This is a genomic window from Maribacter caenipelagi (genome assembly GCF_004364175.1).
Lineage (GTDB): Bacteria > Bacteroidota > Bacteroidia > Flavobacteriales > Flavobacteriaceae > Maribacter > Maribacter caenipelagi.
In genome coordinates this window covers 40,016-64,171 of sequence record NZ_SNZW01000020.1, presented here as the reverse complement: position 1 = coordinate 64,171, position 24,156 = coordinate 40,016, and the positions used below count along the sequence as shown (strand labels likewise).

Below are 24,156 nucleotides of genomic sequence, written 5' to 3'. Positions count from 1 at the left end.
AAGAACACAACCATTAATCAATTTAATTCTATGCACATAGCAGTTGCCGGAAATATCGGTGCCGGAAAAACAACCCTAACTAGATTACTTTCAAAACATTATAAATGGGAAGCTCATTATGAAGATGTTGTTGAGAACCCATATTTAGATGATTTTTACAATCAAATGGAACGCTGGAGTTTTAATCTTCAGATATACTTTTTAAATAGTAGATACAGACAAATTCTACAAATAAAAGAAAGTGGCAAGGAAATTATACAGGATAGAACCATTTATGAGGATGCACATATTTTCGCGCCCAACTTACACGCCATGGGTCTTATGACCAATAGAGATTTTCAAAACTATTCTAGTTTGTTTGAACTGATGGAGACTTTAGTTGACCCACCAGATCTTTTAATTTACTTACGAAGCTCGATCCCCAATTTGGTGAAGCAAATTCACAAGAGAGGTAGGGAATATGAAAACACGATTTCAATTGATTATTTAAGCCGATTGAACGAACGATACGAAGCTTGGGTTCATGGGTACGAAAAAGGAAACTTATTGATCATCGATGTTGACGATTTAGATTTTGTTGACAACCCCGAAGATTTAGGTAGTATTCTCAATAAAATTGACGCTCAAATTAACGGTTTATTTTAGGTTCATTTTTGCAAAGCCCAAAACCAATGGAGAATTTTGAAAAAAAAGCGACTCGCTTTCTTCAAGATGGAATTCCGTTTTTGTTCATCATTGATTTTGAAAAATCGGTAAAACAGGTTTTTACTTTTGAAGAAGCTGCAAACGAGAATATCTTCTTCAATATTAACGGAAACTGTAATGATGAATATCTTGCTAAAACTAATCTTGAAGGTCTCGATTTTGATTTAAAACCAACCTTGGTTTCTAAAGAAATTTACAAAAAAGCCTTTAACACAGTTAAGCAAGAATTGAATAATGGCAATAGCTTTTTGCTTAATCTCACTTTCCCTACTGCACTTAACACAGCTGTAAATTTAAAAGAGATTTATCAAAAAGCCCATGCGCCGTACAAGCTTCTATATAAGGATAAATTTGTTGTTTTTTCACCAGAATGCTATCTTAAACTCAAAAACGGAAAAATTTTCTCGTACCCAATGAAGGGAACTATCAATAGCAATTTGCCGAATGCCGAAGAATTATTATTATCGAATAAAAAGGAATTGTATGAGCATAATACTATCGTAGATCTAATACGAAACGACCTTTCTATGATTGCCAAAAAAGTAAGGGTCAACAAATTTAGGTTCGTAGATAAAATAAAAAAAGGAGATCAAGAACTACTACAGACCAGTACCGAAATTCAAGGAGAATTAACAGAGAACTGGAAAAATGAATTCGCCTCTTTACTATTAAAAACATTACCCGCAGGATCCATAAGCGGAGCACCAAAAAAGAAGACTTTAGAAATTATTTCTTCCGCTGAAATTGGGCCACGTGGTTTTTATACAGGAATTTTTGGAGTTTTCGACGGACAACAAATCGACAGTGCAGTTAGCATTCGTTTTATAGAAAAAATAGATGGTAATCTTATTTACAAAAGTGGCGGTGGTATTACCCACCTTAGCGAGATGGAAGAAGAATATCAAGAACTTTTAGAAAAAATATATGTACCCATTATTTGAATCTGTTTGTATTGAAAATAGCCAAATTAAGAATGTAGAATTCCATGAAGCTAGATTCAATAGGTCTTATATTCAACAGTATAAAACCCACCCAACCTATACCTTGTTTGATGGCATTCATCTAACCAATTTGGACAACAACTTAAAATATAAGTTGCGCATTGGTTACAAGCAAAACGGCACACGCTACTCTATTTCTGAATATGAAAGTAGTATACCAAAATCTCTAAAATTAGTAACCGACAACACCGTCTCTTACGCCTTAAAAAAGAACAATCGTAAAAAGTTAAACGCACTGTTTCAACAAAGAGAAGAAGCCGATGATGTTTTGATTATCAAGAACGGACTAGTTACTGACGCATCTTACTCAAATATACTTTTATTTGATGGGAAGCAAATAGTAACACCTTCTACGCCACTACTAGCAGGTACATGTAGAGCTAGGCTTTTGGCTAAAAATAGTACTATCGAGCAATCAATTTCGGTAGATGAGTTGCAAAATTTTGAAAGCTTTCAATTGGTCAATGCACTCAATGATTTTGATGAAAACAGATGGATTGCTATTAAAAACATCAATTAACACCAAGGTTAAATGAATCCGTTTTTTTTGGCGTGATCAATAGCTTCGGCTGTTTTATTAACCATTAAGAAAGGGATATCTTTAAAATCTACAAATAGATTTTCTATACGAGCCATACGTTTTGAGTGGTTGACACTTCGTAAATAAATAGCTTTTATTCTACCCGGAAAAAGTGTAGAAATTTCTTGATAAATATCACCATCTTTTTCACCACTATCACCAATTAAAATAAAAGGTAAATCTGGATACGATTTTAATAAATTACTGATTTCCTTTTGCTTCTGTGGCTTTTCGTCGCTCTTCTTTCTCATTTTAAAACTCGCCATACTACGCAACAATATCGGACCTTTTGGAAAATTATTGGACTTTAAAAAGAGTTCAAGATATCTGTATAAATTCCACGGACTATGACTAACATAGAAAATAGGATTTGCTTCGTCACCTGTTTTTCCTTGATGAAGTTTTGAATAAAAATCTGATGCACCTTCTAATTGAGAACGCTTTGTTGCCCTTTTGAACATGGTGTTTATTATCACCTTCCATTTTAAGGAAGACACCACACCGGTATGTAAAATGGTATCATCTATATCACTAATAACTCCGAATTTGGCATGCTCACTAGGTATCAACATTTCTCCAGGAAACCTGTTCTGCAAAATTATCTCCCGTTTTAAATTAGCTTTTGTAAATGACAACTCAAACTTAACCCAACCCTCATCATTTGCCAATTTCTGAAGTCCGGCTATATTTTCGTCTATTAAATAATAACCGTCATTATCAGTAACACCTTCTACTGTTTCACCATTGGAAAAGGTGATTTTTATAGGGGCATTTTTAATTTCATCGGTTTCAAATCGCTTCCAAGTATTCTGCATTAAGTTGAAAATACCCTTTTGGTCTAAATCGATATTTTCATCTTCAATAGCTCTACCTCTTACATACAAGCGAGTAGCGCTTCCATATGACTGAAAGTTGATGATTTGAAGTTTATCTTTCTTAAAAATACCCATGGTGTTAAAATTACGATCTTTCAACAACCTTTAAAATTTTTATTTAAGAATTATTGATTTTACTACTTATAAGTAATAATTCTAAAGGTCTGTTTCAAATAAAAGTCTCTTTCACTCACCCGAAAGTAGGGTTAACTCATTGCTCGTTTCATAGCATTTAGGTTTACTATAGTTTTAGACAAGCAAAATATTTAATAACCCTACTTGTTTATGCAAGTCTAAAATTTAAAATTATGAGACCAAAAAAGAATCCACAGAAAGACCTGAACAAAAAGAGCGGATTGTTCTTTGTTGTAGGACTTCTATTAGTATTAGGCATGGTATACACCGCCTTAGAATGGAAATCATTTGACAGAATTAATTATGACGACATAGGTTTAAATAAAGTTGATGCTACCATTGAAGAAGATGCACCTATTTTTGAATTGGAAGTTACACCGCCACCAAAACCACCTGCATTGCCAGTAGAAATTGAAATAGTAGAAAATGATAATCCTATCGAAGAAACTGAAGTTATTGCCATTGAAGCAAATACTGAAACTGAGATAGTAGACGCGTCAGAATTTGAGGTTGTAGAAGAGCCCGAGGAGGTAAAAGTAAATTGGATTACCATTGAATAAGTTCCTGTTTTCCCGGGTTGTGAGAATGAAAAAGATAAAAGAGCTTGCTTCAATGACATGATGCAAAAGCATATTAGCAAAAACTTTCGTTACCCAGAATTAGCTCAAGAAATGGGAATTCAAGGAAGAGTGAATACCACATTCATCATCAAGAACGATGGTACTATTGGAACTATCCAAAAAAGAGGCCCACATGATGTACTAGAAAAGGAAGCAGTTAGAATTTTATCTAAATTACCAAAAATAACCCCTGGAAAACAAAGAGGTTCAGCCGTAAAAGTTTCGTTTGCCATACCGATTACATTCAAACTACAATAGTTCTAAAAACAAAAAACCATCAGACTTGCTGATGGTTTTTTATATGTTAAACACTTTGTGCTTATTTATTAATCTCTACTTTTTCTATAGTTATTTCGGATGCAGTCCCGTTCTTTTGAACTGTAGCTTTTTCAAACTCTTTTAGCTGCGCCTCAACCTCAGCTTTTGTTCCTTTATAAACCTTCTCTTCAGTAACAGATTCACCATTCACTGTAGTAGAATAGGTAACAATAGCTTCCGCTAAATCTGCACTCTCAACATTCATTTCTATAGTAACTTCTTTTGTGTCATTTACTATCGCAACACCATCTTCTGCATGACCACCTAATATTGGGGCTATTACCAAACCGATCAAACACGTCAGTTTAATTAATATGTTCATTGAAGGTCCAGATGTATCTTTAAAAGGATCACCAACAGTATCACCAGTTACAGCTGCCTTGTGAGCTTCAGAACCTTTATACGTCATTTCACCATTAATTTCAACTCCTGCTTCAAATGATTTCTTGGCATTATCCCAAGCGCCACCAGCATTGTTTTGAAATATTGCCCATAAAACACCAGACACAGTAACACCGGCCATATAACCACCTAACATTTCTGCGATTGCCAATTTGTTCATTCCGAATAACATAGGAACGAAGGCAATTACCAATGGAAAACCGATAGTCAATAAACCAGGCAACATCATTTCTTTCAAAGAAGCTTTTGTAGAAATTGCAACACATTTATCATATTCTGGCTTGCCTGTACCTTCCATAATACCAGGTATCTCTTTAAACTGACGTCTAACTTCCTGTACCATTTCCATAGCTGCTTTACCTACAGCATTCATTGCCAATGCAGAGAATACTACCGGCACCATACCTCCAACAAATAACATTGCCAGTACCGGAGCTTTAAATATATTTATACCGTCAATACCCGTAAAAGTTACATAGGCAGCAAACAATGCCAAAGACGTTAATGCTGCAGACGCAATTGCAAAACCTTTACCTGTAGCTGCTGTAGTATTACCTACTGAATCTAATATATCTGTTCTTTCTCTTACTATAGGTTCTTGCTCACTCATTTCGGCAATACCACCTGCATTATCAGAAATTGGTCCGAAGGCATCAATCGCCAATTGCATAGCGGTAGTTGCCATCATTGCCGAGGCAGCCAAAGCAACACCGTAGAAACCTGCAAATGCATAAGATGCCCAAATAGCACCTGCGAACAATAATACTGATGGGAATGTAGAAATCATACCCGTAGCCAAACCTGCAATAATATTTGTTCCTGCGCCAGTTGAAGATTGCTGTACAATTTTTAAGATCGGAGATTTCCCTAATCCTGTATAATATTCTGTAACTGAAGAAATAACCGCACCTACTACTAAACCAACCAATGTGGCATAGAATACACGCATAGAAGATATTTCCAAAATTCCTTCCCCGAAAAATTCCATTTTCATAGTTTCAGGCAACATCCAAGTAACTAGTCCAAAACATGAGATTGCAACCAAAACAATTGATGTCCAGTTTCCAATGTTCAAAGCACCCATTACCTCAGCTTCTTTAGCATCGTTACTTTTTATTTTCACCAGCATGGTACCGATAATAGATATAATAATACCTGCACCTGCAATTGCCATTGGCAATAGTATAGGACCGATACCACCGAAGGCATCAGTAATATTACCGCCCATATCTTTAATGACGTAGTTACCTAAAACCATAGCCGCCAACACTGTTGCTACGTAAGATCCAAATAAATCTGCACCCATACCTGCGACATCACCTACGTTGTCACCAACATTATCAGCAATTGTAGCTGGGTTACGAGGATCATCTTCAGGTATACCTGCTTCTACCTTACCTACTAAGTCAGCACCTACATCGGCAGCTTTAGTATAAATACCACCACCTACACGAGCAAATAATGCAATAGACTCAGCACCCAAAGAAAAACCTGCAAGGGTCTCTAAAACTATAGTCATATCCATAGTCGATGTCCAAACACCGCCCATAAAAAATTGAAAGAATAGTATAAAGAAAATAGTAAGCCCTAAAACCGCTAAACCAGCAACACCAAGTCCCATTACCGTACCACCACCAAAAGAGATTTTTAATGCATTAGGTAAACTGGTACGAGCTGCCTGAGTAGTTCTTACATTGGTTTTAGTAGCGATTTTCATACCTATATTACCTGCGTAGGCAGAAAAAACCGCACCAAAAACGAATGCTACTACAATTAGCCAATGTGTTGTTGGCACTACGAAAGAAACTATTGCAAGCAGAATACTTACAACGACTACGAATATAGACAGAAGCCTATATTCTGCACTTAAGAAGGCAAGGGCGCCTTCATAAATGTGATCCGATATTTCTTTCATTTTTCCATCTCCGGCATGTTGTTTCATTACCCAAGATCTTTTAATACCCATGTAAATTAGGCCTAATACTGCCATAAAAATTGGCATGTAAATCATCATTGACTCCATTTAATCTATTGTTAGTTGTTAGTTCGACTAATGTAGTAAATTAGAATAGAATAAAAAAAGCCACTTTTTCTAAGAAAAAGTGGCTTAAATGATATTAAATATTATTTATATCATAAAAGTGCGCTTTGCTTTGTGCTCACTTTCATCATACCTCTTAACACATTCGTGGTAAATTTCAACTGCTTTAGCAGCATCACTCCACCCGCCTGTATCTACTTTTTTCTCTTCTAAATCTTTATATACTTGAAAGAAATGCTCGATCTCTTTCAATCTATGCGGATTTAAGTCGCTGATATCGTTATTATTACTCCAAATTGGATCTGAAACTGGTACACAAATAATTTTCTCATCCGGTCCTTTCTCATCCGTCATATGGAATACGCCTATAGGCTTCACTTCCATCACCGTCATTGGGTATGTTGGTTCTGTTCCCATTACTAAAACATCTAATGGATCTTTATCCAATGCTAAAGTTTCAGGTATGAATCCGTAATCACCAGGGTACATCATTGAAGAAAACAACATACGATCAAAACGAATTTTATGTAAATCAAAATCGTATTCGTATTTGTTTCTGCTTCCTTTCGGAATTTCTATTAAAACATCAAAGGTTAAGCCTTTTGCTGCTGCCATATTAAAATTTGTTTAATTTATAGTTTGTTATGAAACGTAACTTATTTGTTATAATTGTAAAATTTAATCGAATTAAAAGACAAATCCAAACGTTCCGGTTACACCGAACTTTCTTGCATCGGGATTTTCTAAATAATTTCCTCTAAAATTGAAATCTAATCTGAACACCTTAAAGATATTACCTATTCCGAAAGAATACTCATAGTATATTTTTTCTGATGGCGCACGTAATGGTGTATTAAGTGTCGCTGGTGCACTTAGGGCTATATTTTCATCAGACAAATCTCCCCATACTCCACGAATAGCTACTATTTCTCTTAAATTATATTTTCTTAGAAACGGAATTCTAGAGAAAAACCGACCATTAAAATTATGTTGCAAATGTACTGCTGCATAGGTATCTGTTACAAACTCGTAAAAATCTAAATTTGGGAATGTACCATAATTAGAGAAAAAGGTTTGGTTACCAGGCACAACACTCAAAAGACCTAAAGGAACTTCACCAAATGTTTTACCAAGTTCTACCGTACTCAACAACCTACCAAAACCACCCAACTGCCATGGCTGGCTATATGAAAACTGAAGCTTACTATAATCAAAATCACTATTAAGTACTCCTTTTGTTCCTTTGGTGTAGTTTAACAATAAAGTACTGTAGGTATCGTTTACATCTCTACGCTCGACCCCGAAACCAATAGTTTTTTTACCAGGAGTATATAGTACAAGCGCGTTAAAATCAAATTGGCGTATTTCTGAAGAAACCCCTGTTGGAGATTCTGGATTTACATAATCTAAACTAAAATCACCAGGCAAAGCAGAACTTAAGGTTCTGAAAGTACCACCGACAGATAGTTTTAAATTCGTAAGCGGTTCAATTTCAAAATTAAGCGCACTAAGATTAATATTCGTCAATCTATTATTTGCACCTACCGTTAATAATGAAGAAGATGCAATACTACGACCCAAAACATCATTGGTTGCCGTTAGACTAACACCGAGCTGTTCAATATCTCTTCGATTACCACCAGAGACGATTAATCTGCTATTTTTATCTAACAGCATTTTACCTGCCAAGCCGTGCTTAAATTTATGATCTTTGAATCCGTACGCCGTGTATCCTTCTATTCGCCATAGGTCATTTTGACCATAGTAGGTTCTTGCCCCAATACGAACACGCGCCCCTTCTGCAGTATTATATCCGAAGAAATCATAAACAGAGCCTAAATCTAAATTCCATTTATCTACTTCTACATAACCCGACCCCAATATACTTACAAAGTTATAGTAGGTTTTAAATTTAGGTACTGTTTTAAGCGTATCGAGCAACTTATAAATGCCTTGCTCATCTTTATTTAAACTTTCTAGCCTATTCTGCTCCCAAAACGCATCGTCTTTAATAATTTGGGTAACATCTAAAGGATTTCTATCTTTTTTATAGACCTCTCTCGGTTTAACCTTATTAAACTCGTAATTATCATAAACACTTGTTCGCTTGCCATACAAACCTTTTGATTCTTCTTTTTTATTGAAACTGAAATCACTCAACATATAATCTCGTTTCAATAGAAATACAGAATCGTTCATTACTTCAAAATCTTGCTCAATATAGATTTCTTTTACCCAGTTAATATTGGCACTTTTGGTAACTTGAAGATTAATATTTTTTACCGCCCAAGTAGAATCATTTACCCAGAAATCGCCTTTAAAGGTCAATTCGTTTTTACGACGCGGATAGTATACAATATTATAACACCACTTATTATCGATAAAAGCACTGTCTCGAAGTGCATAATTATACACATCTACCCCAGTTTTTGATAACGGACTAGTGAAACTTTTGTCGAAAAATTTCAGGTAATTATTATAAACATCATATTCTTGATACAAGTCTTGTACAAATGCTATGATTGCTTGGTTATTTTCGAATCCGGAATTTTTATTTCCTAAAACTTCCTCTTTCTCTTCTTTGATTTTATTATCCCCATACACTTTAGAAAAAGTTTCGTTCAAGAAAATTGGCAAGTATGTTTTACCAGTAATACGAGAAGTATCTAGATCTTGAAAGACAAATTCGAGCCCTTTAAAAACCTTACTTTTTATAAGCGCACTATCAATAGTATTTAAATCGAATTCTACTTTTTCATACTTATCAAAAGCATATTGATCAAACTGCCTTACACCGTTCTGGCGTTTCTTAGACCAAATTTTTCGAAGAATATCTACAGCAGGATTATTCTTTTTAGATTGCTTGCCTGCTATCAAAACCACTTCGTTCAACTGCTCTGCAGCTTCAACCATAGTTATTGTTAAATCATAGACAACTTTAGAATCTAACTGAAGTTCATAATCTGTATAACCAATAAAAGATATGATTACGGTAGAATATTCATTTTCAGACTCTATGTAAAACCTCCCATCATCATTTGTAATGGTACCTTCTGTAGAATTTTTAAAGAATACGTTAGCAAAGGATACAGGCTCACCCTGTTCATCAATGACAATACCACCAATTTTGGTTTGACCTTGAGCTATGAAGAAACATAGACTAAAGAATGTGAAAATTATCCCTTTCATTAAAAATCGTCGTTCAATAAAATTTTTTGTCACAAATAACATACGAATAAAAAAAGCTTCTCCAGACTTGGTCGGAGAAGCTAAAGTACTTTACAAAAGTAAATCTTTTATTTGTATAAAACTCTTTTAACAGCTTCAACAACATCTTTATGATTAGGCAACCACTCTTCCAATAGTACTGGAGAATAAGGAGCTGGTGTATCTGCAGTGTTTATTTTTACAACCGGCGCATCTAAATAATCAAATGCATGCGCTTGTACATGATATGTAATTTCTGTTGCTACGTTACCAAACGGCCAAGCTTCTTCTAAAACCACCAAACGGTTTGTCTTTTTAACAGATTTTAAAATAGCTTCATAATCTAAAGGCTTTACTGTACGCAGATCTATAATCTCACAACTAATACCTTCTTTTTCTAATTCATCGGCAGCTTTATCAGCTTCTTTAATAATCTTACCAAAAGAAACAATAGTTACATCTTTACCTTCTCTACGAATATCTGCTACACCTAATGGAATAGTGTAGTCGCCTTCCGGCACTTCACCCTTATCACCATACATTTGTTCAGACTCCATAAAAATAACAGGGTCATTATCACGAATTGCAGCTTTCAACAATCCCTTTGCATCTGCCGGGTTAGATGGCACAACTACTTTCAACCCCGGACAGTTGGCGTACCAACTCTCAAAAGCCTGTGAGTGTGTCGCCGCTAGTTGACCCGCTGAAGCAGTAGGACCTCTAAATACTATTGGGCAAGGAAATTGCCCACCGGACATTTGTCTGATCTTCGCTGCGTTGTTTATTATCTGATCTATACCTACCAAGGCAAAGTTGAAAGTCATGAACTCTATAATAGGTCTATTACCGGTCATAGTAGAACCAACTCCTATACCTGCAAAACCAAGTTCTGATATCGGAGTATCAATAACCCTCTTTGGACCAAACTCATCCAACATACCCTTGGAAGCTTTATATGCGCCATTATATTCCGCTACCTCTTCACCCATCAAATAGATAGATTCATCCTTCCTCATTTCTTCGGACATGGCCTCGGCTATTGCTTGCCTAAATTGTAGTGTTTTCATGTATGGTAAATATTATTCTTTGTTATATGCTAGAAAGCAAGCAAAAATATGAAATATAATATCAAAAAATAGAATGCCAGATTTAAAAAAAGTTATAAAATTTACTATGCATGCATAGTAAATTAGGATTTAAATAGCTATCTTCGTCACCATTGATATAAAGTTTTTTAAACATGAAGATATTAGTTTGCATAAGTAATGTTCCAGACACTACGTCTAAGATAAATTTCACAGATGGCGATACCAAATTTGACACCAACGGTGTACAGTTTGTAATTAATCCGAATGATGAATTCGGTTTAACAAGAGCTATGTGGTTTAAAGAAAAACAAGGTGCCACAGTGCATATTGCTACTGTTGGTGGCCCAACTGTTGAACCTACAATGCGAAAGGCACTTGCCATTGGCGCAGATGAAGCTTTTAGAATCAACGCAGAACCTACAGACGGCTTTTCTGTTGCTCAACAACTTGCAGGAGTTGTTAAGAACGGAGGTTACGATTTAGTAATCGGCGGTAGAGAATCTATTGATTATAATGGTGGTATGGTACCAGGTATATTGGCTTCTTTAACCAATATGAACTTCATCAATTCTTGTATAAGTCTTGAAATTGACGGAAACAATGTTACCGCTGTTAGAGAAATCGATGGTGGAAAAGAAAAATTAAGCAGCTCGCTACCTTTAGTAGTAGGTGGTCAAAAAGGTCTTGTTGAAGAAAGCGACCTTCGCATACCTAATATGCGTGGTATTATGATGGCGAGAAAGAAAAGTCTTTCTGTTATCGAACCGGTTGATTCTCTTAAAGCTACCGAAGACAAAAAATTCGACAAACCGGCTCCAAAAGGTCAAGTTAAACTTGCCGATAGTGTAGATCAATTAGTTGATCTTTTACATAATGAGGCCAAAGTCATTTAATAACCTATATAATAGGTAATCATTAAAAACAAAAAAGATGTCAGTTTTAGTATATACAGAATCAGAACAAGGAAAATTTAAAAAGAATGCGTTCGAGGTTGCCTCTTATGCTTCTGCAGTTGCCAAAATGATGGGCACAACCGTTACTGCAATAGCTTTCAATACCACCGAGGGTGATTCTCTTGGCGAATATGGGGTTTCTAAAGTATTGAACGTTAAAGATAGTTCATTAGAAACATTTAACGCTGGTGGTTTTGCAGCATCTATCGCTGCTGCTGTTAAAAGTACAGATGCAAAAGTTGTTATTTTGAGCTCTAGTACAGATACAAAGTATTTAGCACCGTTATTATCTGCTAAATTATCTGCAGGTTACGCACCTAATGTAGTTCAAGCGCCAGATAGCACTTCGCCTTTTATGGTGAAAAGAACCGCTTTCAGTAATAAAGGTTTTGCACACACTCAAATAGATACAGATATTAAAATCGTAGGTGTATCAATTAACGCATTTGGTGCTCACGAAAACAAAACAGAAGTTTCTGTTGAAGAAATCAGTGGCGCTGCGGATGCTGCTACCAATGATACTAAATCGGTTGAAATCGATAAAGTTGTAGGTAAGGCGACCATAGCAGATGCTGATATTGTTGTTTCTGCCGGAAGAGGAATGAAAGGACCAGAAAACTGGGGAATGATCGAAGAACTTGCAGACATTTTAGGTGCTGCAACAGCTTGTTCTAAACCGGTATCTGATCTTGGCTGGAGACCTCACGGTGAACATGTTGGACAAACAGGAAAGCCTGTAGCAAGTAATCTATACATTGCCATCGGTATTTCTGGAGCAATACAGCATTTAGCAGGTGTAAGTGCTTCTAAAACAAAAGTTGTTATCAATAATGACCCTGAAGCGCCTTTCTTTAAAGCTGCAGATTATGGTATTGTTGGAGACGCCTTTGAAGTTGTTCCTCAATTGATTGAAAAATTAAAGGATTTTAAAGCACAAAACGGCTAAATTTTTGTTATTTTGTGCCCCCTAAAGGGCTGTTCGAATAGTTGGAGCCCCAAGTATTAGAACAGCCTTTTTTAGTTAAAAACCTATGAGCCTAGTACGATTAAAAATAAAAGGTATCTCTTACAGCCAAACTCAGAACGGGGCATATGCTCTTATTTTGAATGAAGTTGAAGGCGATAGAAAATTACCTATAGTCATTGGCGCTTTTGAAGCTCAATCCATAGCAATTGCCTTGGAGAAAGAAATAAAGCCACCGAGACCACTTACGCATGACCTTTTTAAAAATTTTTCCGACAGGTTTGATATTGTTATCAAACAAGTGATTATACATAAATTGGTTGATGGTGTATTTTACTCTAGCATTATATGCGAAAGAGATGGTATTGAAGAAATCATTGATGCAAGAACTAGTGATGCCATTGCCTTGGCATTGCGTTTCAATGCTCCCATATTCACCTATAAGACTATTTTGGACAAAGCTGGTATTTTCTTGAAATTCTCTTCGAAAGAGAAAGATCAAAAAGATAATGACGATAGCATTATGGTCGATGAAATTTTGCAAGAAGGAGAAACTATAGAAATAGAATCTGGTGCATCCGACGGGTATACCGAACTTACTATAGATGAATTGGAAGCAGAATTAAAAAAGGCAGTCACCAACGAAGACTACGAAAAGGCGGCAAAATTGAGAGATGAAATCTCTAAACGCAACTAAACACTAAATTATAGTTTATGAAAAAGGGCAAATGGTTGCTATTTTTTGCACTAATTCTTACCTCAATTACAATTGCTCAAGACGTAGACGTAACTCAACCCTTACAAAGCACAGCTGACACCATCTTGGTTGAAGATGTTGCCACCGCTAGTGTTATGGGTATGGAAACCAACGAAGGATTTTCTTTCAACAGTCTTGGAAGAGGAGTTTTAGGAATGGTGGTCTTAATATTTTTAGCCTATTTATTCAGTTCTAACAGAAGAGCTATTAATTGGAAAACTGTTGGTATAGGCCTGGCGCTTCAATTAATTATTGCCATTGGCGTTCTCAAAATACCTTTCGTACAATTAGTTTTTGAACAAATAGGAAAAATCTTTGTCAGTATTTTAGAGTTTACCCGTGCGGGTAGTAAATTCCTTTTTGAAGGTTTAGTGGTTGATACCGGCACTTTCGGATATATTTTTGCTTTTCAAGTACTACCTACTATCATATTTTTCTCTGCATTAACCTCCTTATTATTTTATTTAGGATTAATACAAAAAGTAGTAAAATGGCTTGCCTGGGCACTTTCTAAAACCCTAGGTATTTCAGGCCCGGAAAGTCTTTCTGTTGCTGGAAACATATTTCTTGGACAGACGGAAGCCCCCTTATTAATAAAAGCATATCTGGAAAAAATGACCAAATCAGAGATTCTATTGGTTATGATCGGTGGTATGGCTACCGTTGCAGGTGCAGTTTTAGCTGCCTACATTGGGTTTTTAGGTGGTGAAGATGAATTGCTACAATTGGTATTTGCCAAACATTTATTGGCTGCCTCTGTTATGGCTGCACCTGGGGCAATTGTAATTTCTAAAATTTTGTATCCACAGACCGAAGAAGTAAATAGTGATGTTCACGTCTCTTCTGAAAAAATTGGTGCCAATGTATTAGATGCCATAGCAAACGGAACCACTGAAGGATTAAAACTAGCTGTAAATGTCGGTGCAATGCTTTTAGTTTTCGTAGCCATTATCGCGATGGTCAATGGAATATTAGAGTGGACTGGCGATTTAACCCACTTAAACGGTTGGATAGCCGAAAATACCTCGTATTCTAAATTCTCCCTTGAAGCAATTTTAGGAACTATATTCGCTCCTTTAATGTGGTTAATTGGCGTAGCTAATGAAGATATTATGCTTATGGGGCAATTGCTTGGCATTAAATTAGTAGCTAGTGAATTTGTAGGTTATATACAATTAGCAGAACTTAAAGATCTGAGCACATTACCACATTTAAAATTTAACAAGTCCGTAATTATGGCTACCTATATGTTATGTGGTTTTGCAAATTTCGCCTCTATCGGTATTCAAATTGGCGGTATTGGATCACTTGCTCCAGGACAAAGAAAGACGTTATCTGAATTTGGAATGAAGGCAGTTCTTGGTGGTTCATTAGCTTCCTTACTTTCTGCAACTATCGCTGGAATGATTTTAGGGTAAGCCAGAAATTTAGCTTTAATTTAGTTAATAAGATCTTTATAACCCATACTTTAATTTCTACTCAAAAATTTATCTAAATAGTATTTTTGTATTCCGCCTTTACATCTTTGTGGCGTTATATATAATTCTATTGCTATGAAACAATACCACGACCTTTTAAAACATGTTCTTAAAGAGGGTAACCAAAAAGGCGACCGCACAGGAACGGGAACTAAAAGTGTTTTTGGGTATCAAATGAGATTTGACCTCAGCGAAGGTTTCCCTATGGTTACTACAAAAAAACTCCATTTAAAATCAATTGTTTATGAACTACTTTGGTTTTTAAAAGGTGATACCAATATTAAATATTTACAAGAAAACGGTGTTCGTATTTGGAATGAGTGGGCAGATGAAAACGGAGATCTTGGTCCCGTTTACGGTCATCAATGGCGTAATTGGAATGATGATGAAATTGATCAAATTATAGAAGTAATACACTCATTAAAAACCAACCCTAATAGCAGAAGAATGTTAGTATCGGCTTGGAACCCTAGTGTATTGCCAGATACTTCTAAATCATTTTCTGAGAATGTTGCAAATGGAAAAGCTGCTTTACCACCTTGTCATGCATTCTTTCAATTTTATGTTGCAGACGGTAAATTGTCTTGTCAGTTATACCAACGTAGTGCAGATATATTCTTAGGTGTACCGTTCAATATCGCATCTTACGCATTATTTACAATGATGATGGCGCAAGTTTGTGGCTACGAAGCTGGCGATTTTATTCATACTTTCGGTGATGCCCATATTTACAACAACCATATGGAGCAGGTTGAATTACAATTAAGTAGAGAACCTAGAGCATTGCCAAAAATGAAAATAAACCCTGATATAAAAGATATTTTCAACTTTAAATTCGAAGACTTTTCATTAGAGGATTATAATCCGCATCCTCACATCAAAGGGATAGTAGCTGTATAAATTATGACCAAAAAAGCATCCACCTTACTTATTATCTTTATTTTTATTTCAATGAATTGTTTTTCTCAAGACGATTCCACTTACTTACCTCAAGAAGAAATAGTTATTGACGACTGCGCGAATGCTCTTAACAAGAATGACTGCTTAAGTCTTAAAATTGAACATGAAGTTCTTGATATTATTGAGAGTTTATTCAAAAAAAGGAATCAAGAAATTGATACATTAAAAACAAGTATCACTTTTAATTTAAATGATTTAAATCAGATTAATGATGAAAGAATCTATACTTTCATCAATGATAAAAAGCTGAATAAAAAATTCACCAAAGAGCTCAATAAAAGAATTGCTGAATTGCATGTTTTGAGAGTCGATAACAAAAAGCCCATTACTTATAGACCAAAATACTTTTTGAATTACGATTATTCAACTAGTAATAATCAACTAAACAAAATTCCTTTAGATAGCAATTGCACCTTTAAAGGTGGCATTATTGAAGAAACGCCCTTATTTCCCAATCAACCAAGAGTAGACGATTTAACCGATAGGAGAACCTTTAATTCACTTATGCAACAGCATATTGGCTCTCACTTCATGTACCCAAAAGAAGCAGTTGCAAAAAATATAAGTGGTAGAGTAAGTATTATGTTCTATGTTGATAAAGAGGGCAATGTTGGTAATATAAAAACAAGGGGACCTGCTCCTATTTTAGAAGATGAAGCTAGAAGAATTATTTCTTTGCTACCAAAACTTCAACCCGGTCGCCAAAATGGTGCTCCAAAAAAAATTCCATACTCCATTCCTATTAACTTCAAGCTTTAATAGTATCAATTTCTTAATTTATCGGATTAAACCGAATTGAACATTTTTATTTAACTTACAATAAAAATTGTTTTCATGGTCAGTACTGATACGGTCATAGATTTCTTCCTAGAAACTAGAGCCCATACTGAGGTTATTTGTAAACCTCTAGAAATTGAAGATTATGTGGTACAACCTATCATTGATGTCTCTCCTCCAAAATGGCATTTAGGTCATACAACGTGGTTCTTTGAAGAATTTATCCTCAAAACTTATGACAAATCTTATCAAATTTTTAATGCGGATTTCTCTTTTGTTTTTAACAGCTATTACGAAACTGTAGGTAAACGCGTTGTTCGTGCCGACCGCGGTAATCTGTCTAGACCTTCAGTAAAAAAGGTTTTCGAATACAGACATTATGTAACTCAAGCAATGAAGTACTTACTAGAATCTAATGATGATAGCACATTATTAGAAGTTCTTGAAATAGGTATTCATCATGAAAAACAGCATCAAGAGTTACTACTAACAGACATAAAATATATTTTAGGTAATAATCCGCTATTACCAAAATACTCAGACTCTTTTAAAGAATACAGCATTGATAAAGATGCCCAAGTTTGGATACCTATGAGCGAGGGAATTTATGAAATAGGTCATAATTCTGCCGACTTCTGTTTTGACAATGAATTAGAAAGACATAAAGTATACCTGCATGACTATCAAATATCGAATAAACTAGTTACCAATGCCGAATATCTTGATTTTATAAAATCAGACGGTTACAAACGTTTTGACCTTTGGCATGCCGCTGGCTGGGATTGGGTAAAGCAAAGTCAAGCAAACTCGCCATTATATTGGCATGAGATTGACGGTGTGTGGCATTATTATAGCCTTAACGGATTAACAGAAATTGATTTAGACGCACCTGTTACACATATCTCTTACTTTGAAGCATTTGCCTTTGCTCAGTTTAAAGATTGCAGGTTACCTACTGAATTTGAGTGGGAAGCCGCACAAAACCAATTTAACTGGGGACAACGTTGGGAATGGACAGAAAGTGCCTACCTACCCTATCCCAATTATAAAAAGGTTGATGGTGCCTTAGGCGAATATAACGGCAAATTCATGGTGAACCAAAAGGTGCTTAGAGGCAGTTCTATTGCAACGCCTAACAAACATGCAAGACACACTTATCGCAATTTTTTTCAAACCGATTTAAAATGGCAGTTTACCGGTATAAGGTTAGCCAAGTAATTACGACACATTACGTATGCAATACACAAAAATAGCGCTCACCGATATCAGTGAATTTGAAAAAGAAGTTATTACAGGTTTAACCGATAGCCCTAAACACCTGTCGTCAATGTACTTTTACGATAAAAAAGGCGATAGGCTTTTTCAAGATATTATGGCAATGCCTACCTATTATCTTACAGATTCTGAATATGAAATTCTGGAAAGCAATAAAGAGGAAATCACCAATTTGTTTACCGGTTTTGGTGCTTTTGACCTCATCGAACTTGGCGCTGGCGATGGTAAAAAAACCAAAATACTATTAAAAGAGTTTAGCGATAAAAATATTGACTTCACGTATGTACCTATTGACATTAGCGAAAATGCATTAAATCAGCTACAAAATTCTATTGAAAAAGAGCTGCCAAAGGTTCAAGTTCAAACTTTTCAAGGAACTTATTTTGAAGCTCTTAAAGAAATAAACAACCGCAAAAACAGAAAAATAATCTTGTTTTTAGGTTCTAACATTGGCAACTTAGAGCATGAGCAGGCAGTTGGTTTCATGAGCAAAATTCAAGACTTAATGCAGCCTGAAGATCTATTGTTTATGGGATTTGACCAAAAGAAAAATCCACAGACTATTTTAGATGCCTATAATGATAAAGAAGGTGTTACCGCGGCATTTAATAAAAATGTTCTCGCAAGAATTAATACCGAACTAAATGCGAATTTTGATTTAGATCAATTTTTACATTGGGAGGTCTACAATCCAGAAAACGGTACTGCCAAAAGTTACTTAGTTTCAAAAATTGAACAGACTGTTCAAATCGAAAATTTAGAGTTAACTGTTCATTTTAAGCAATGGGAAACTATACATACCGAAATTTCACAAAAATATGATGATGAAATAATTACTTGGCTTGCTAAAAAATCGGGCTTAATAATGACTACTTCATATGAATCAACATCATATGTTTATAAAAACTGCGTCTTTAAAAAAACTTAGATTTCACTTCTAAATATATCAAAAAGCCTACTATTGAAAATAGCAGGCTTTCTGATATATCATTATCATACTTTTACAACTCTAAAACAGCATTCTCTGAACCAGCGAAATCATTCCATTGGTAACGATCAGCCTCACCATCGTTTACGTATTCTCCATCAACAATGTATTTGAATTCAAATGAATTCTCTTTCGGAAGGTCAAAAGTACCTTTGAAAGAACCATTCTTTTGCTTCTTCAATGCGCTCTTTTTTGCGTTCCAGTTATTGAAATCGCCAACAACAGCTACTTTTTTTGCGTCGTCTGTTGGCACTGTAAAAGTAACCTTACATACTGGTTTAGTTTTTAAATATTTTTTTGCAATTGCCATGATTATTAATTTAATATTTACAGCAAAACTAGTATAATAAAATACTCATTTACAACACTTAAGAGATTTTTATCAAATCCCTATTATTTATGGATTTTATAGATGTACAACGAAATAAAATCCTACAAAATTACTTTATTGTGAATGGTTACTTTACTGTTTTTAAGATTTTTACAATGGAATCAATTTCTGCTTCGGTATTATAGAAATGAAAACTTAAACGCACTCCATCACCTCTTTGCGCACAAAACACATCGTTGTCTTTTAATTTTTGAAAAGTAGCTTCGTTCGCTTTGATATTAAAAATGGTGCTATGCTTCTTTCTACCTATAACTTGATCAGATAACAATCCTAGTTTTTGAAATTCAGTTTTAGCCTTCTCAGATAACTTACGGTTGTGCTCTGTAATTTTATCTATACCAATTCTCTCAAAAAACTCAATTGAGAATTTCAAGCTTCCAAAAATCAATGATGATAAATGACCAGGCTCGAATTTTTTAGCAAACCTAATTGTATTCTTTTTATCAAAATCACCATCAGCAGCATTAAAGCCAATATTATTTAAGGTAAACTCATTTTTAACTTGATCCGAAAACAACATAAATCCATTACCATACCCAGCCAATAACCACTTATAGGCACTCGCGCCTAAAACATCAATTCCCGATTTTTCAAAATCAAAGCTAGTGCTACCACAAAATTGCGTACCATCTACCATTATAATTAAATTCGGATTTTGATTCTTTAAATCTTTCAAGAAATCTAAATCAATAGAAAAACCATCTAACCATTGCACAAGGCTTAATGCAAGCACATCGATATTCTTATTTAATACGATTTTTTGAATCTGCTCTTCTAGGTTTACAGACATCTTTAGATATTCAATTTTAAAATCTCTATTCTCAAAACTCCAGTTAAGTGAAGGGTAATCATTTTCAATAAGAAGTACTTTTTTATTTAAACCCAATCCCTCTAACAATACGTTGAGTCCAGAAGAAAAATTGCTAATTAAAGCAACATTTTCTCGCTTACAGTTAAAGAACCTACCTACTGTAGAGCGAGTATCAGCTATTACTTTTAATGCCTTTTCTCGCATTTCACTTCCATCTATCAAAAAATCTAAATCATGCTCTTGACGCCAGTCTAATAACGAATCGTAAAGCAACCCGTAAACTGCCGTGTTTGCATAAATACCTTTTCTTAAAACCGGGAACTCTTTTCTAATTTTATCCATTGATTATAGCGTATAACACATTTCCTGTATCTTTATACCAAAGATAGGAAGAGTATGTTTTCTAGAAATAAAAATACCTCCAAATTAGATTTAGAGCAGCATGAGCTTTTAGAGAATGCTCAAAAAAGAGTGAAACAAAAAAAACGCCTTTATACGCATTTTGTAGTGTTTTTAGTTGGCAGTGTTTTCTTGGTACTCATCAATAAAATATTAAAATACGGACAAGAATATAATTGGTTCGTATGGGCAATTACCTTTTGGGGGTTTCTTTTTGTTCTACACATTTTCAATGTCTTTATCACCAACAAATTCATGGGAAACGATTGGGAACGGGCTCAAAGAGAGAAACTAGTAGCGAAGCAAAAGAAACGAATTGCCGAAATGGAAAAAGAAATTGAACAGGAAGTAGAATTACCTGCCTCAATTGAACCCGAACCTAAAAAAAAACTACTTTGAGAACAATTATACTGATTGCTGCAGCGGCAGAAAATAACGCACTTGGTAAAGACAACGATTTGCTTTGGCATTTGCCAGATGATTTTAAAAGATTTAAAAAATTAACGTCTGGACATAAAATTATAATGGGAAGAAAAACATTTGAAAGTTTCCCAAAACCGTTACCAAACAGAACTCATATTATCATTACCAGAGATAAAAACTACTCGGTAGCATATGATGAATGTGTAGTTGTTCATTCGCTTGATGAAGCTATAGATTTAGTTGAAAATGAAATTGCTTTTATTATTGGTGGTGGAGAAATTTACAAGCAAGGAGAAAAGAAATCTGACAAAATTGAACTTACAAGAGTGCATGGCACTTTTAAAGAAGCCGACACCTACTTCCCTGAAATTGACGAGAACTATTGGATGCTTACAAAACAAGAGTTTCACCCAACTGACGAAAAACATAAATTATCGTTCACCTATTTAACTTACGTTAAAAAGGAAAGTACACTTAAAAGTCTTTAAAAAAAACTGTATGTTTTGCGTTAGCCGATTCTAAAATCGTAGCAAGTACTTCCACAGCTCCATTTGTATAAAATTGATGAACACCTGAATTGTTGGAACTGCTCAATAACTCATTTTTCTCTAAAACTGTTTTTGTCTGCCGAGCGACCGCTTGACCAGAGTCAATTATAGTTACATTTTCTGGTAGCATTTTTTTCAGTAGCGGAATTAGATATGGGTAATGGGTACAGCCTAAAACAAGATAATCCATTCCTTTTTCAAGCATAGGTTTTATATAACCCTCAAGTAATTGGTATAATTCTTCGCTTTCTAGATTACCACTTTCAATCATTTCAACCAAACTGGTACCTCGCTGTTCTAGTACTGTAATACCTGCAGCATGATTTTTTGTGGTACTATGAAATAGACTGCTCGACAAAGTACCCTTAGTCGCCAATACACCGACAATTTTAGATTTGGTATTTATAGCCGCAGGTTTTAATGCCGGCTCAATACCTACAAAAGGAACATTGTAATTTGCCCTTAAATAATCTATTGCATTGGTCGTTGCCGTATTACAGGCAACGACTATTATTTTACAACCTTGGTTTAATAAAAATTCGGTGTTTTTTATACTCAGCTCTAGAATTTGTTCTTTTGGTTTTTCACCATAAGGTGCATTCTTACTATCTGCCAAATAAATACAATCTTCAAAAGGCAAAAGCTCTTGAATTTCGCCCCAAATAGATGTACCGCCAATACCTGAATCAAAAATACCTATACGCCTATCATCCATATTATTTTAAAACCTCTGTTATAGGTTTACCAGTTGTTCCGTTTGGATAAGATATACCCAACAACGCAGAAATAGTTGGTGCAATATCAGGAATTTCTGTTCTGTTAACTGTTGATCCTGGCTTTATACCCATCCCATAAAACAATAATGGCGCATGTGTATCATAAATTTGTGGTGATCCATGTGTAGAACCTGTAGTGCCATAAGAAATGAATCCTGGTTTCAACACAACCAATACATCACCGGATCTCTTTTGATTATAGCCATTCTGCAAAATATAAGGAATACCCGATGTGTAATTATTACTCCACATTTGGTTTGCGGTGTATACTCTATCAATAGCATCAAAACCCAAAACTTCTTGAGCAATTTCAACTTGCACCTCTGCCAAACTAAGATCCAGATTTTTTACAATTTTATGATCAAGAAATATTTGATCATTAGAATAGTTTTTAATGATATCTTCTGTCCCATATTTATACTGCAAAAACTCGGTCAGTCTCTTTTCATTTGCAGCCCTATCTACATAACCTGATGGTATTTTTTTACTCTTTAAATAAGTAGGCACCTCAACCGCTCCATGATCCGCAGTTAAAAACAAAGTATATTGCCCTTCTCCAACATTCTTATCTAACGCTTTAAAAAATCTTTCTAAATCTGCATCCAACCTTAAGTAGGTGTCTTGAACTTCTTTAGAATTAACCCCGTACATATGGCCAACATAATCTGTACTAGAAAAACTAACTGCCAAAAAATCTGTTATATCATCCTTACCTAAATTTTCTTGTTTCAAAGCCTCAATAGCAAAATCTGCCGTCAGCGAGTTTCCAAATGGTGTCGCCTTAATAATATCAAACTCTTTTATCTTATCTAATAGTGCCGGAGTATTATGAGGGAAAGATGTTGTTGTTTCTCCTTCAAACTTTCCTTCAAACAGATTATTGTCGGTTCCACTCTCTTTGTACTCCTTAATATCTTTTAGCGTATTCCATTCTCTTTTATAAGATTGTGCAGTACCTGATGAATTAAAATCATTAACCCATTTTGGCAGTTGATTCATGTAATAAGAACTTGTTATCCACTTAGCTTCATCTGCACCATGAAACCAATAAGCCGCGTTAGCCGAATGCCCACCAGGTAAAACCGCGCCTCTATCTTTTAACGCAATGGCAATAGTCTTGCCTTGCATTTGGCTATTCAAGCGTAATTCGTCGGTTATCGTGGTAACGCCCATTCGATGCGGAGACATTTTACCGGCATCTGAAGAAGTACCCACAGAAGTATAACTATCATCACTAGCACAATACACGCTTGCATCAATTTCTTTATCGTACCAATTATTACCGATTATACCATGCACTGCAGGCGTTGTACCAGTATATACAGAGGTATGCCCAGGTCCTGTACTTGTGGGAGCGTAGTTGAAATGATTATTCTTACAATTGAAACCTTGCTCTACAAGCCTTTTAAATCCATCGTTTCCAAAATGATCATAAAAACGAGTTATATAATCATAACGCATTTGATCTACTACAATACCAACAACTAATTTTGGCTTCACCCGTAAAAGGTCGTCATTTGTATTTTCCTTATTTTTCTTTTGAGCGTTTAAACCGTTAACCAATAACAAGGCGCTTACAAATAAAGAAGTCACAAAATATTTTTTCATTTTCATACAGAATAAGATTGTAGCACAAATGTAAATAATTTACACCTTTAAAGATTAAACGGAGGTTAAATCAAGT

The 24,156-nt window shown here is 35.1% G+C and carries 24 protein-coding genes; 15 read left to right on the top strand and 9 right to left on the bottom strand.

From position 1 onward, the window contains the following. Positions 1–30 precede the first annotated feature (30 nt). The 3 genes from DFQ03_RS18265 to DFQ03_RS18255 are packed head-to-tail and all read left to right on the top strand — an operon-like array spanning position 31 to position 2,226. Positions 31–645, top strand: coding sequence for a deoxynucleoside kinase (locus DFQ03_RS18265; protein WP_133674672.1), 615 nt, complete (start codon positions 31–33; stop codon positions 643–645). Between the two features lie 26 nt (positions 646–671). Then, a complete protein-coding gene (locus tag DFQ03_RS18260; protein WP_133674671.1) occupies positions 672–1,646 on the top strand; it encodes an aminodeoxychorismate synthase component I in 975 nt (324 codons plus the stop codon). Beyond that, positions 1,630–2,226 carry an aminotransferase class IV gene (locus DFQ03_RS18255; protein ID WP_133674670.1) on the top strand — a complete coding sequence of 199 codons (597 nt, stop codon included), beginning with the start codon at positions 1,630–1,632 and terminating at the stop codon, positions 2,224–2,226. Before DFQ03_RS18260 ends, DFQ03_RS18255 begins: the two co-directional genes overlap by 17 nt. 8 nt (positions 2,227–2,234) lie before the next feature. On the opposite strand, the gene DFQ03_RS18250 is transcribed toward DFQ03_RS18255, so the two are convergent. Beyond that, positions 2,235–3,260, bottom strand: coding sequence for an App1 family protein (locus tag DFQ03_RS18250; RefSeq protein WP_317128198.1), 1,026 nt, complete (start codon positions 3,258–3,260; stop codon positions 2,235–2,237). Positions 3,261–3,469: 209 nt separating this feature from the next. On the opposite strand from DFQ03_RS18250, the gene DFQ03_RS19215 reads away from it, so the two are divergent. Both DFQ03_RS19215 and DFQ03_RS19210 read left to right on the top strand, forming a co-directional pair. Further along, positions 3,470–3,856, top strand: a complete 387-nt coding sequence (locus DFQ03_RS19215) for a hypothetical protein (RefSeq protein ID WP_317128197.1) — start codon at positions 3,470–3,472, stop codon at positions 3,854–3,856. Between the two features lie 57 nt (positions 3,857–3,913). Next, complete coding sequence (locus DFQ03_RS19210) at positions 3,914–4,174, top strand: energy transducer TonB (protein WP_317128196.1); 261 nt, start codon at positions 3,914–3,916, stop codon at positions 4,172–4,174. A 61-nt stretch (positions 4,175–4,235) separates the two neighbouring features. On the opposite strand, the gene DFQ03_RS18240 is transcribed toward DFQ03_RS19210, so the two are convergent. The 4 genes from DFQ03_RS18240 to DFQ03_RS18225 form a co-directional block, all read right to left on the bottom strand. Next, on the bottom strand, positions 4,236–6,659 hold the full coding sequence (locus DFQ03_RS18240; RefSeq protein WP_133674669.1) for a sodium-translocating pyrophosphatase: 2,424 nt from the start codon (positions 6,657–6,659) through the stop codon (positions 4,236–4,238). 105 nt (positions 6,660–6,764) lie between these two features. After that, positions 6,765–7,292 (bottom strand): inorganic diphosphatase, encoded by a 528-nt coding sequence (locus tag DFQ03_RS18235; protein ID WP_133674668.1) that lies wholly within the window; start codon positions 7,290–7,292, stop codon positions 6,765–6,767. A gap of 72 nt (positions 7,293–7,364) precedes the next feature. Continuing rightward, positions 7,365–9,866: a DUF5686 family protein gene (locus tag DFQ03_RS18230; RefSeq protein WP_133674667.1), complete on the bottom strand. Its 2,502-nt coding sequence runs from the start codon at positions 9,864–9,866 to the stop codon at positions 7,365–7,367. A gap of 107 nt (positions 9,867–9,973) precedes the next feature. Beyond that, positions 9,974–10,951, bottom strand: a complete 978-nt coding sequence (locus DFQ03_RS18225; RefSeq protein ID WP_133674666.1) for a pyruvate dehydrogenase complex E1 component subunit beta — start codon at positions 10,949–10,951, stop codon at positions 9,974–9,976. Positions 10,952–11,124: 173 nt separating this feature from the next. Here DFQ03_RS18225 and DFQ03_RS18220 point away from each other — a divergent pair, with 173 nt between their 5' ends. The 8 genes from DFQ03_RS18220 (at position 11,125) to egtD (ending at position 19,064) form a co-directional block, all read left to right on the top strand. Further along, positions 11,125–11,865, top strand: a complete 741-nt coding sequence (locus DFQ03_RS18220; protein WP_133674665.1) for an electron transfer flavoprotein subunit beta/FixA family protein — start codon at positions 11,125–11,127, stop codon at positions 11,863–11,865. 37 nt (positions 11,866–11,902) lie between these two features. Next, positions 11,903–12,871: an electron transfer flavoprotein subunit alpha/FixB family protein gene (locus tag DFQ03_RS18215; RefSeq protein WP_133674664.1), complete on the top strand. Its 969-nt coding sequence runs from the start codon at positions 11,903–11,905 to the stop codon at positions 12,869–12,871. Positions 12,872–12,956: 85 nt separating this feature from the next. Further along, the gene (locus DFQ03_RS18210) at positions 12,957–13,586 is read left to right on the top strand and encodes a bifunctional nuclease family protein (protein WP_073247103.1); all 630 of its coding nucleotides are present in this window, start codon (positions 12,957–12,959) and stop codon (positions 13,584–13,586) included. A gap of 17 nt (positions 13,587–13,603) precedes the next feature. Further along, positions 13,604–15,064, top strand: a complete 1,461-nt coding sequence (locus DFQ03_RS18205) for a NupC/NupG family nucleoside CNT transporter (RefSeq protein WP_133674663.1) — start codon at positions 13,604–13,606, stop codon at positions 15,062–15,064. Positions 15,065–15,199: 135 nt separating this feature from the next. After that, the gene (locus DFQ03_RS18200) at positions 15,200–16,024 is read left to right on the top strand and encodes a thymidylate synthase (protein WP_133674662.1); all 825 of its coding nucleotides are present in this window, start codon (positions 15,200–15,202) and stop codon (positions 16,022–16,024) included. Between the two features lie 3 nt (positions 16,025–16,027). Continuing rightward, the gene (locus tag DFQ03_RS18195) at positions 16,028–16,843 is read left to right on the top strand and encodes an energy transducer TonB (RefSeq protein ID WP_133674661.1); all 816 of its coding nucleotides are present in this window, start codon (positions 16,028–16,030) and stop codon (positions 16,841–16,843) included. Positions 16,844–16,918: 75 nt separating this feature from the next. Beyond that, positions 16,919–18,079 (top strand): ergothioneine biosynthesis protein EgtB, encoded by a 1,161-nt coding sequence (egtB, locus tag DFQ03_RS18190; RefSeq protein WP_133674660.1) that lies wholly within the window; start codon positions 16,919–16,921, stop codon positions 18,077–18,079. 16 nt (positions 18,080–18,095) lie between these two features. Beyond that, entirely contained in the window at positions 18,096–19,064 is a 969-nt protein-coding gene (gene egtD / locus DFQ03_RS18185; protein WP_133674659.1) for an L-histidine N(alpha)-methyltransferase, read from the top strand. 73 nt (positions 19,065–19,137) lie between these two features. On the opposite strand, the gene DFQ03_RS18180 is transcribed toward egtD, so the two are convergent. Beyond that, on the bottom strand, positions 19,138–19,434 hold the full coding sequence (locus tag DFQ03_RS18180) for an isoamylase early set domain-containing protein (RefSeq protein ID WP_133674658.1): 297 nt from the start codon (positions 19,432–19,434) through the stop codon (positions 19,138–19,140). A gap of 148 nt (positions 19,435–19,582) precedes the next feature. After that, complete coding sequence (locus DFQ03_RS18175) at positions 19,583–20,668, bottom strand: aminotransferase class V-fold PLP-dependent enzyme (protein WP_133674657.1); 1,086 nt, start codon at positions 20,666–20,668, stop codon at positions 19,583–19,585. Positions 20,669–20,722: 54 nt separating this feature from the next. Here DFQ03_RS18175 and DFQ03_RS18170 point away from each other — a divergent pair, with 54 nt between their 5' ends. After that, complete coding sequence (locus DFQ03_RS18170; protein WP_133674656.1) at positions 20,723–21,124, top strand: 2TM domain-containing protein; 402 nt, start codon at positions 20,723–20,725, stop codon at positions 21,122–21,124. Beyond that, positions 21,121–21,636: a dihydrofolate reductase gene (locus DFQ03_RS18165; RefSeq protein ID WP_133674655.1), complete on the top strand. Its 516-nt coding sequence runs from the start codon at positions 21,121–21,123 to the stop codon at positions 21,634–21,636. Before DFQ03_RS18170 ends, DFQ03_RS18165 begins: the two co-directional genes overlap by 4 nt. Here the strand turns inward: DFQ03_RS18165 and murI are convergent. Beyond that, positions 21,623–22,411 carry a glutamate racemase gene (gene murI / locus DFQ03_RS18160; protein WP_133674654.1) on the bottom strand — a complete coding sequence of 263 codons (789 nt, stop codon included), beginning with the start codon at positions 22,409–22,411 and terminating at the stop codon, positions 21,623–21,625. The two genes, DFQ03_RS18165 and murI, sit on opposite strands and share 14 nt — an antisense overlap. Before the next feature lies 1 nt (position 22,412). Then, positions 22,413–24,080: an alkaline phosphatase PafA gene (pafA, locus tag DFQ03_RS18155; protein ID WP_133674653.1), complete on the bottom strand. Its 1,668-nt coding sequence runs from the start codon at positions 24,078–24,080 to the stop codon at positions 22,413–22,415. Positions 24,081–24,156: the final 76 nt, after the last annotated feature.

Coding starts and splice junctions, on each gene's coding strand:
- DFQ03_RS19215 (WP_317128197.1), top strand. CDS start 3,470: ATGAGACCAAAAAAGAATCCACAGAAAGACCTGAACAAAAAGAGCGGA.
- DFQ03_RS18175 (WP_133674657.1), bottom strand. CDS start 20,668: ATGGATAAAATTAGAAAAGAGTTCCCGGTTTTAAGAAAAGGTATTTAT.
- DFQ03_RS18240 (WP_133674669.1), bottom strand. CDS start 6,659: ATGGAGTCAATGATGATTTACATGCCAATTTTTATGGCAGTATTAGGC.
- pafA (WP_133674653.1), bottom strand. CDS start 24,080: ATGAAAAAATATTTTGTGACTTCTTTATTTGTAAGCGCCTTGTTATTG.
- DFQ03_RS18200 (WP_133674662.1), top strand. CDS start 15,200: ATGAAACAATACCACGACCTTTTAAAACATGTTCTTAAAGAGGGTAAC.
- DFQ03_RS19210 (WP_317128196.1), top strand. CDS start 3,914: ATGATGCAAAAGCATATTAGCAAAAACTTTCGTTACCCAGAATTAGCT.
- DFQ03_RS18260 (WP_133674671.1), top strand. CDS start 672: ATGGAGAATTTTGAAAAAAAAGCGACTCGCTTTCTTCAAGATGGAATT.
- DFQ03_RS18210 (WP_073247103.1), top strand. CDS start 12,957: ATGAGCCTAGTACGATTAAAAATAAAAGGTATCTCTTACAGCCAAACT.
- DFQ03_RS18265 (WP_133674672.1), top strand. CDS start 31: ATGCACATAGCAGTTGCCGGAAATATCGGTGCCGGAAAAACAACCCTA.
- DFQ03_RS18230 (WP_133674667.1), bottom strand. CDS start 9,866: ATGAAAGGGATAATTTTCACATTCTTTAGTCTATGTTTCTTCATAGCT.
- murI (WP_133674654.1), bottom strand. CDS start 22,411: ATGGATGATAGGCGTATAGGTATTTTTGATTCAGGTATTGGCGGTACA.
- DFQ03_RS18235 (WP_133674668.1), bottom strand. CDS start 7,292: ATGGCAGCAGCAAAAGGCTTAACCTTTGATGTTTTAATAGAAATTCCG.
- DFQ03_RS18205 (WP_133674663.1), top strand. CDS start 13,604: ATGAAAAAGGGCAAATGGTTGCTATTTTTTGCACTAATTCTTACCTCA.
- DFQ03_RS18180 (WP_133674658.1), bottom strand. CDS start 19,434: ATGGCAATTGCAAAAAAATATTTAAAAACTAAACCAGTATGTAAGGTT.
- DFQ03_RS18170 (WP_133674656.1), top strand. CDS start 20,723: ATGTTTTCTAGAAATAAAAATACCTCCAAATTAGATTTAGAGCAGCAT.
- egtD (WP_133674659.1), top strand. CDS start 18,096: ATGCAATACACAAAAATAGCGCTCACCGATATCAGTGAATTTGAAAAA.
- DFQ03_RS18215 (WP_133674664.1), top strand. CDS start 11,903: ATGTCAGTTTTAGTATATACAGAATCAGAACAAGGAAAATTTAAAAAG.
- DFQ03_RS18225 (WP_133674666.1), bottom strand. CDS start 10,951: ATGAAAACACTACAATTTAGGCAAGCAATAGCCGAGGCCATGTCCGAA.
- DFQ03_RS18255 (WP_133674670.1), top strand. CDS start 1,630: ATGTACCCATTATTTGAATCTGTTTGTATTGAAAATAGCCAAATTAAG.
- DFQ03_RS18220 (WP_133674665.1), top strand. CDS start 11,125: ATGAAGATATTAGTTTGCATAAGTAATGTTCCAGACACTACGTCTAAG.
- DFQ03_RS18195 (WP_133674661.1), top strand. CDS start 16,028: ATGACCAAAAAAGCATCCACCTTACTTATTATCTTTATTTTTATTTCA.
- egtB (WP_133674660.1), top strand. CDS start 16,919: ATGGTCAGTACTGATACGGTCATAGATTTCTTCCTAGAAACTAGAGCC.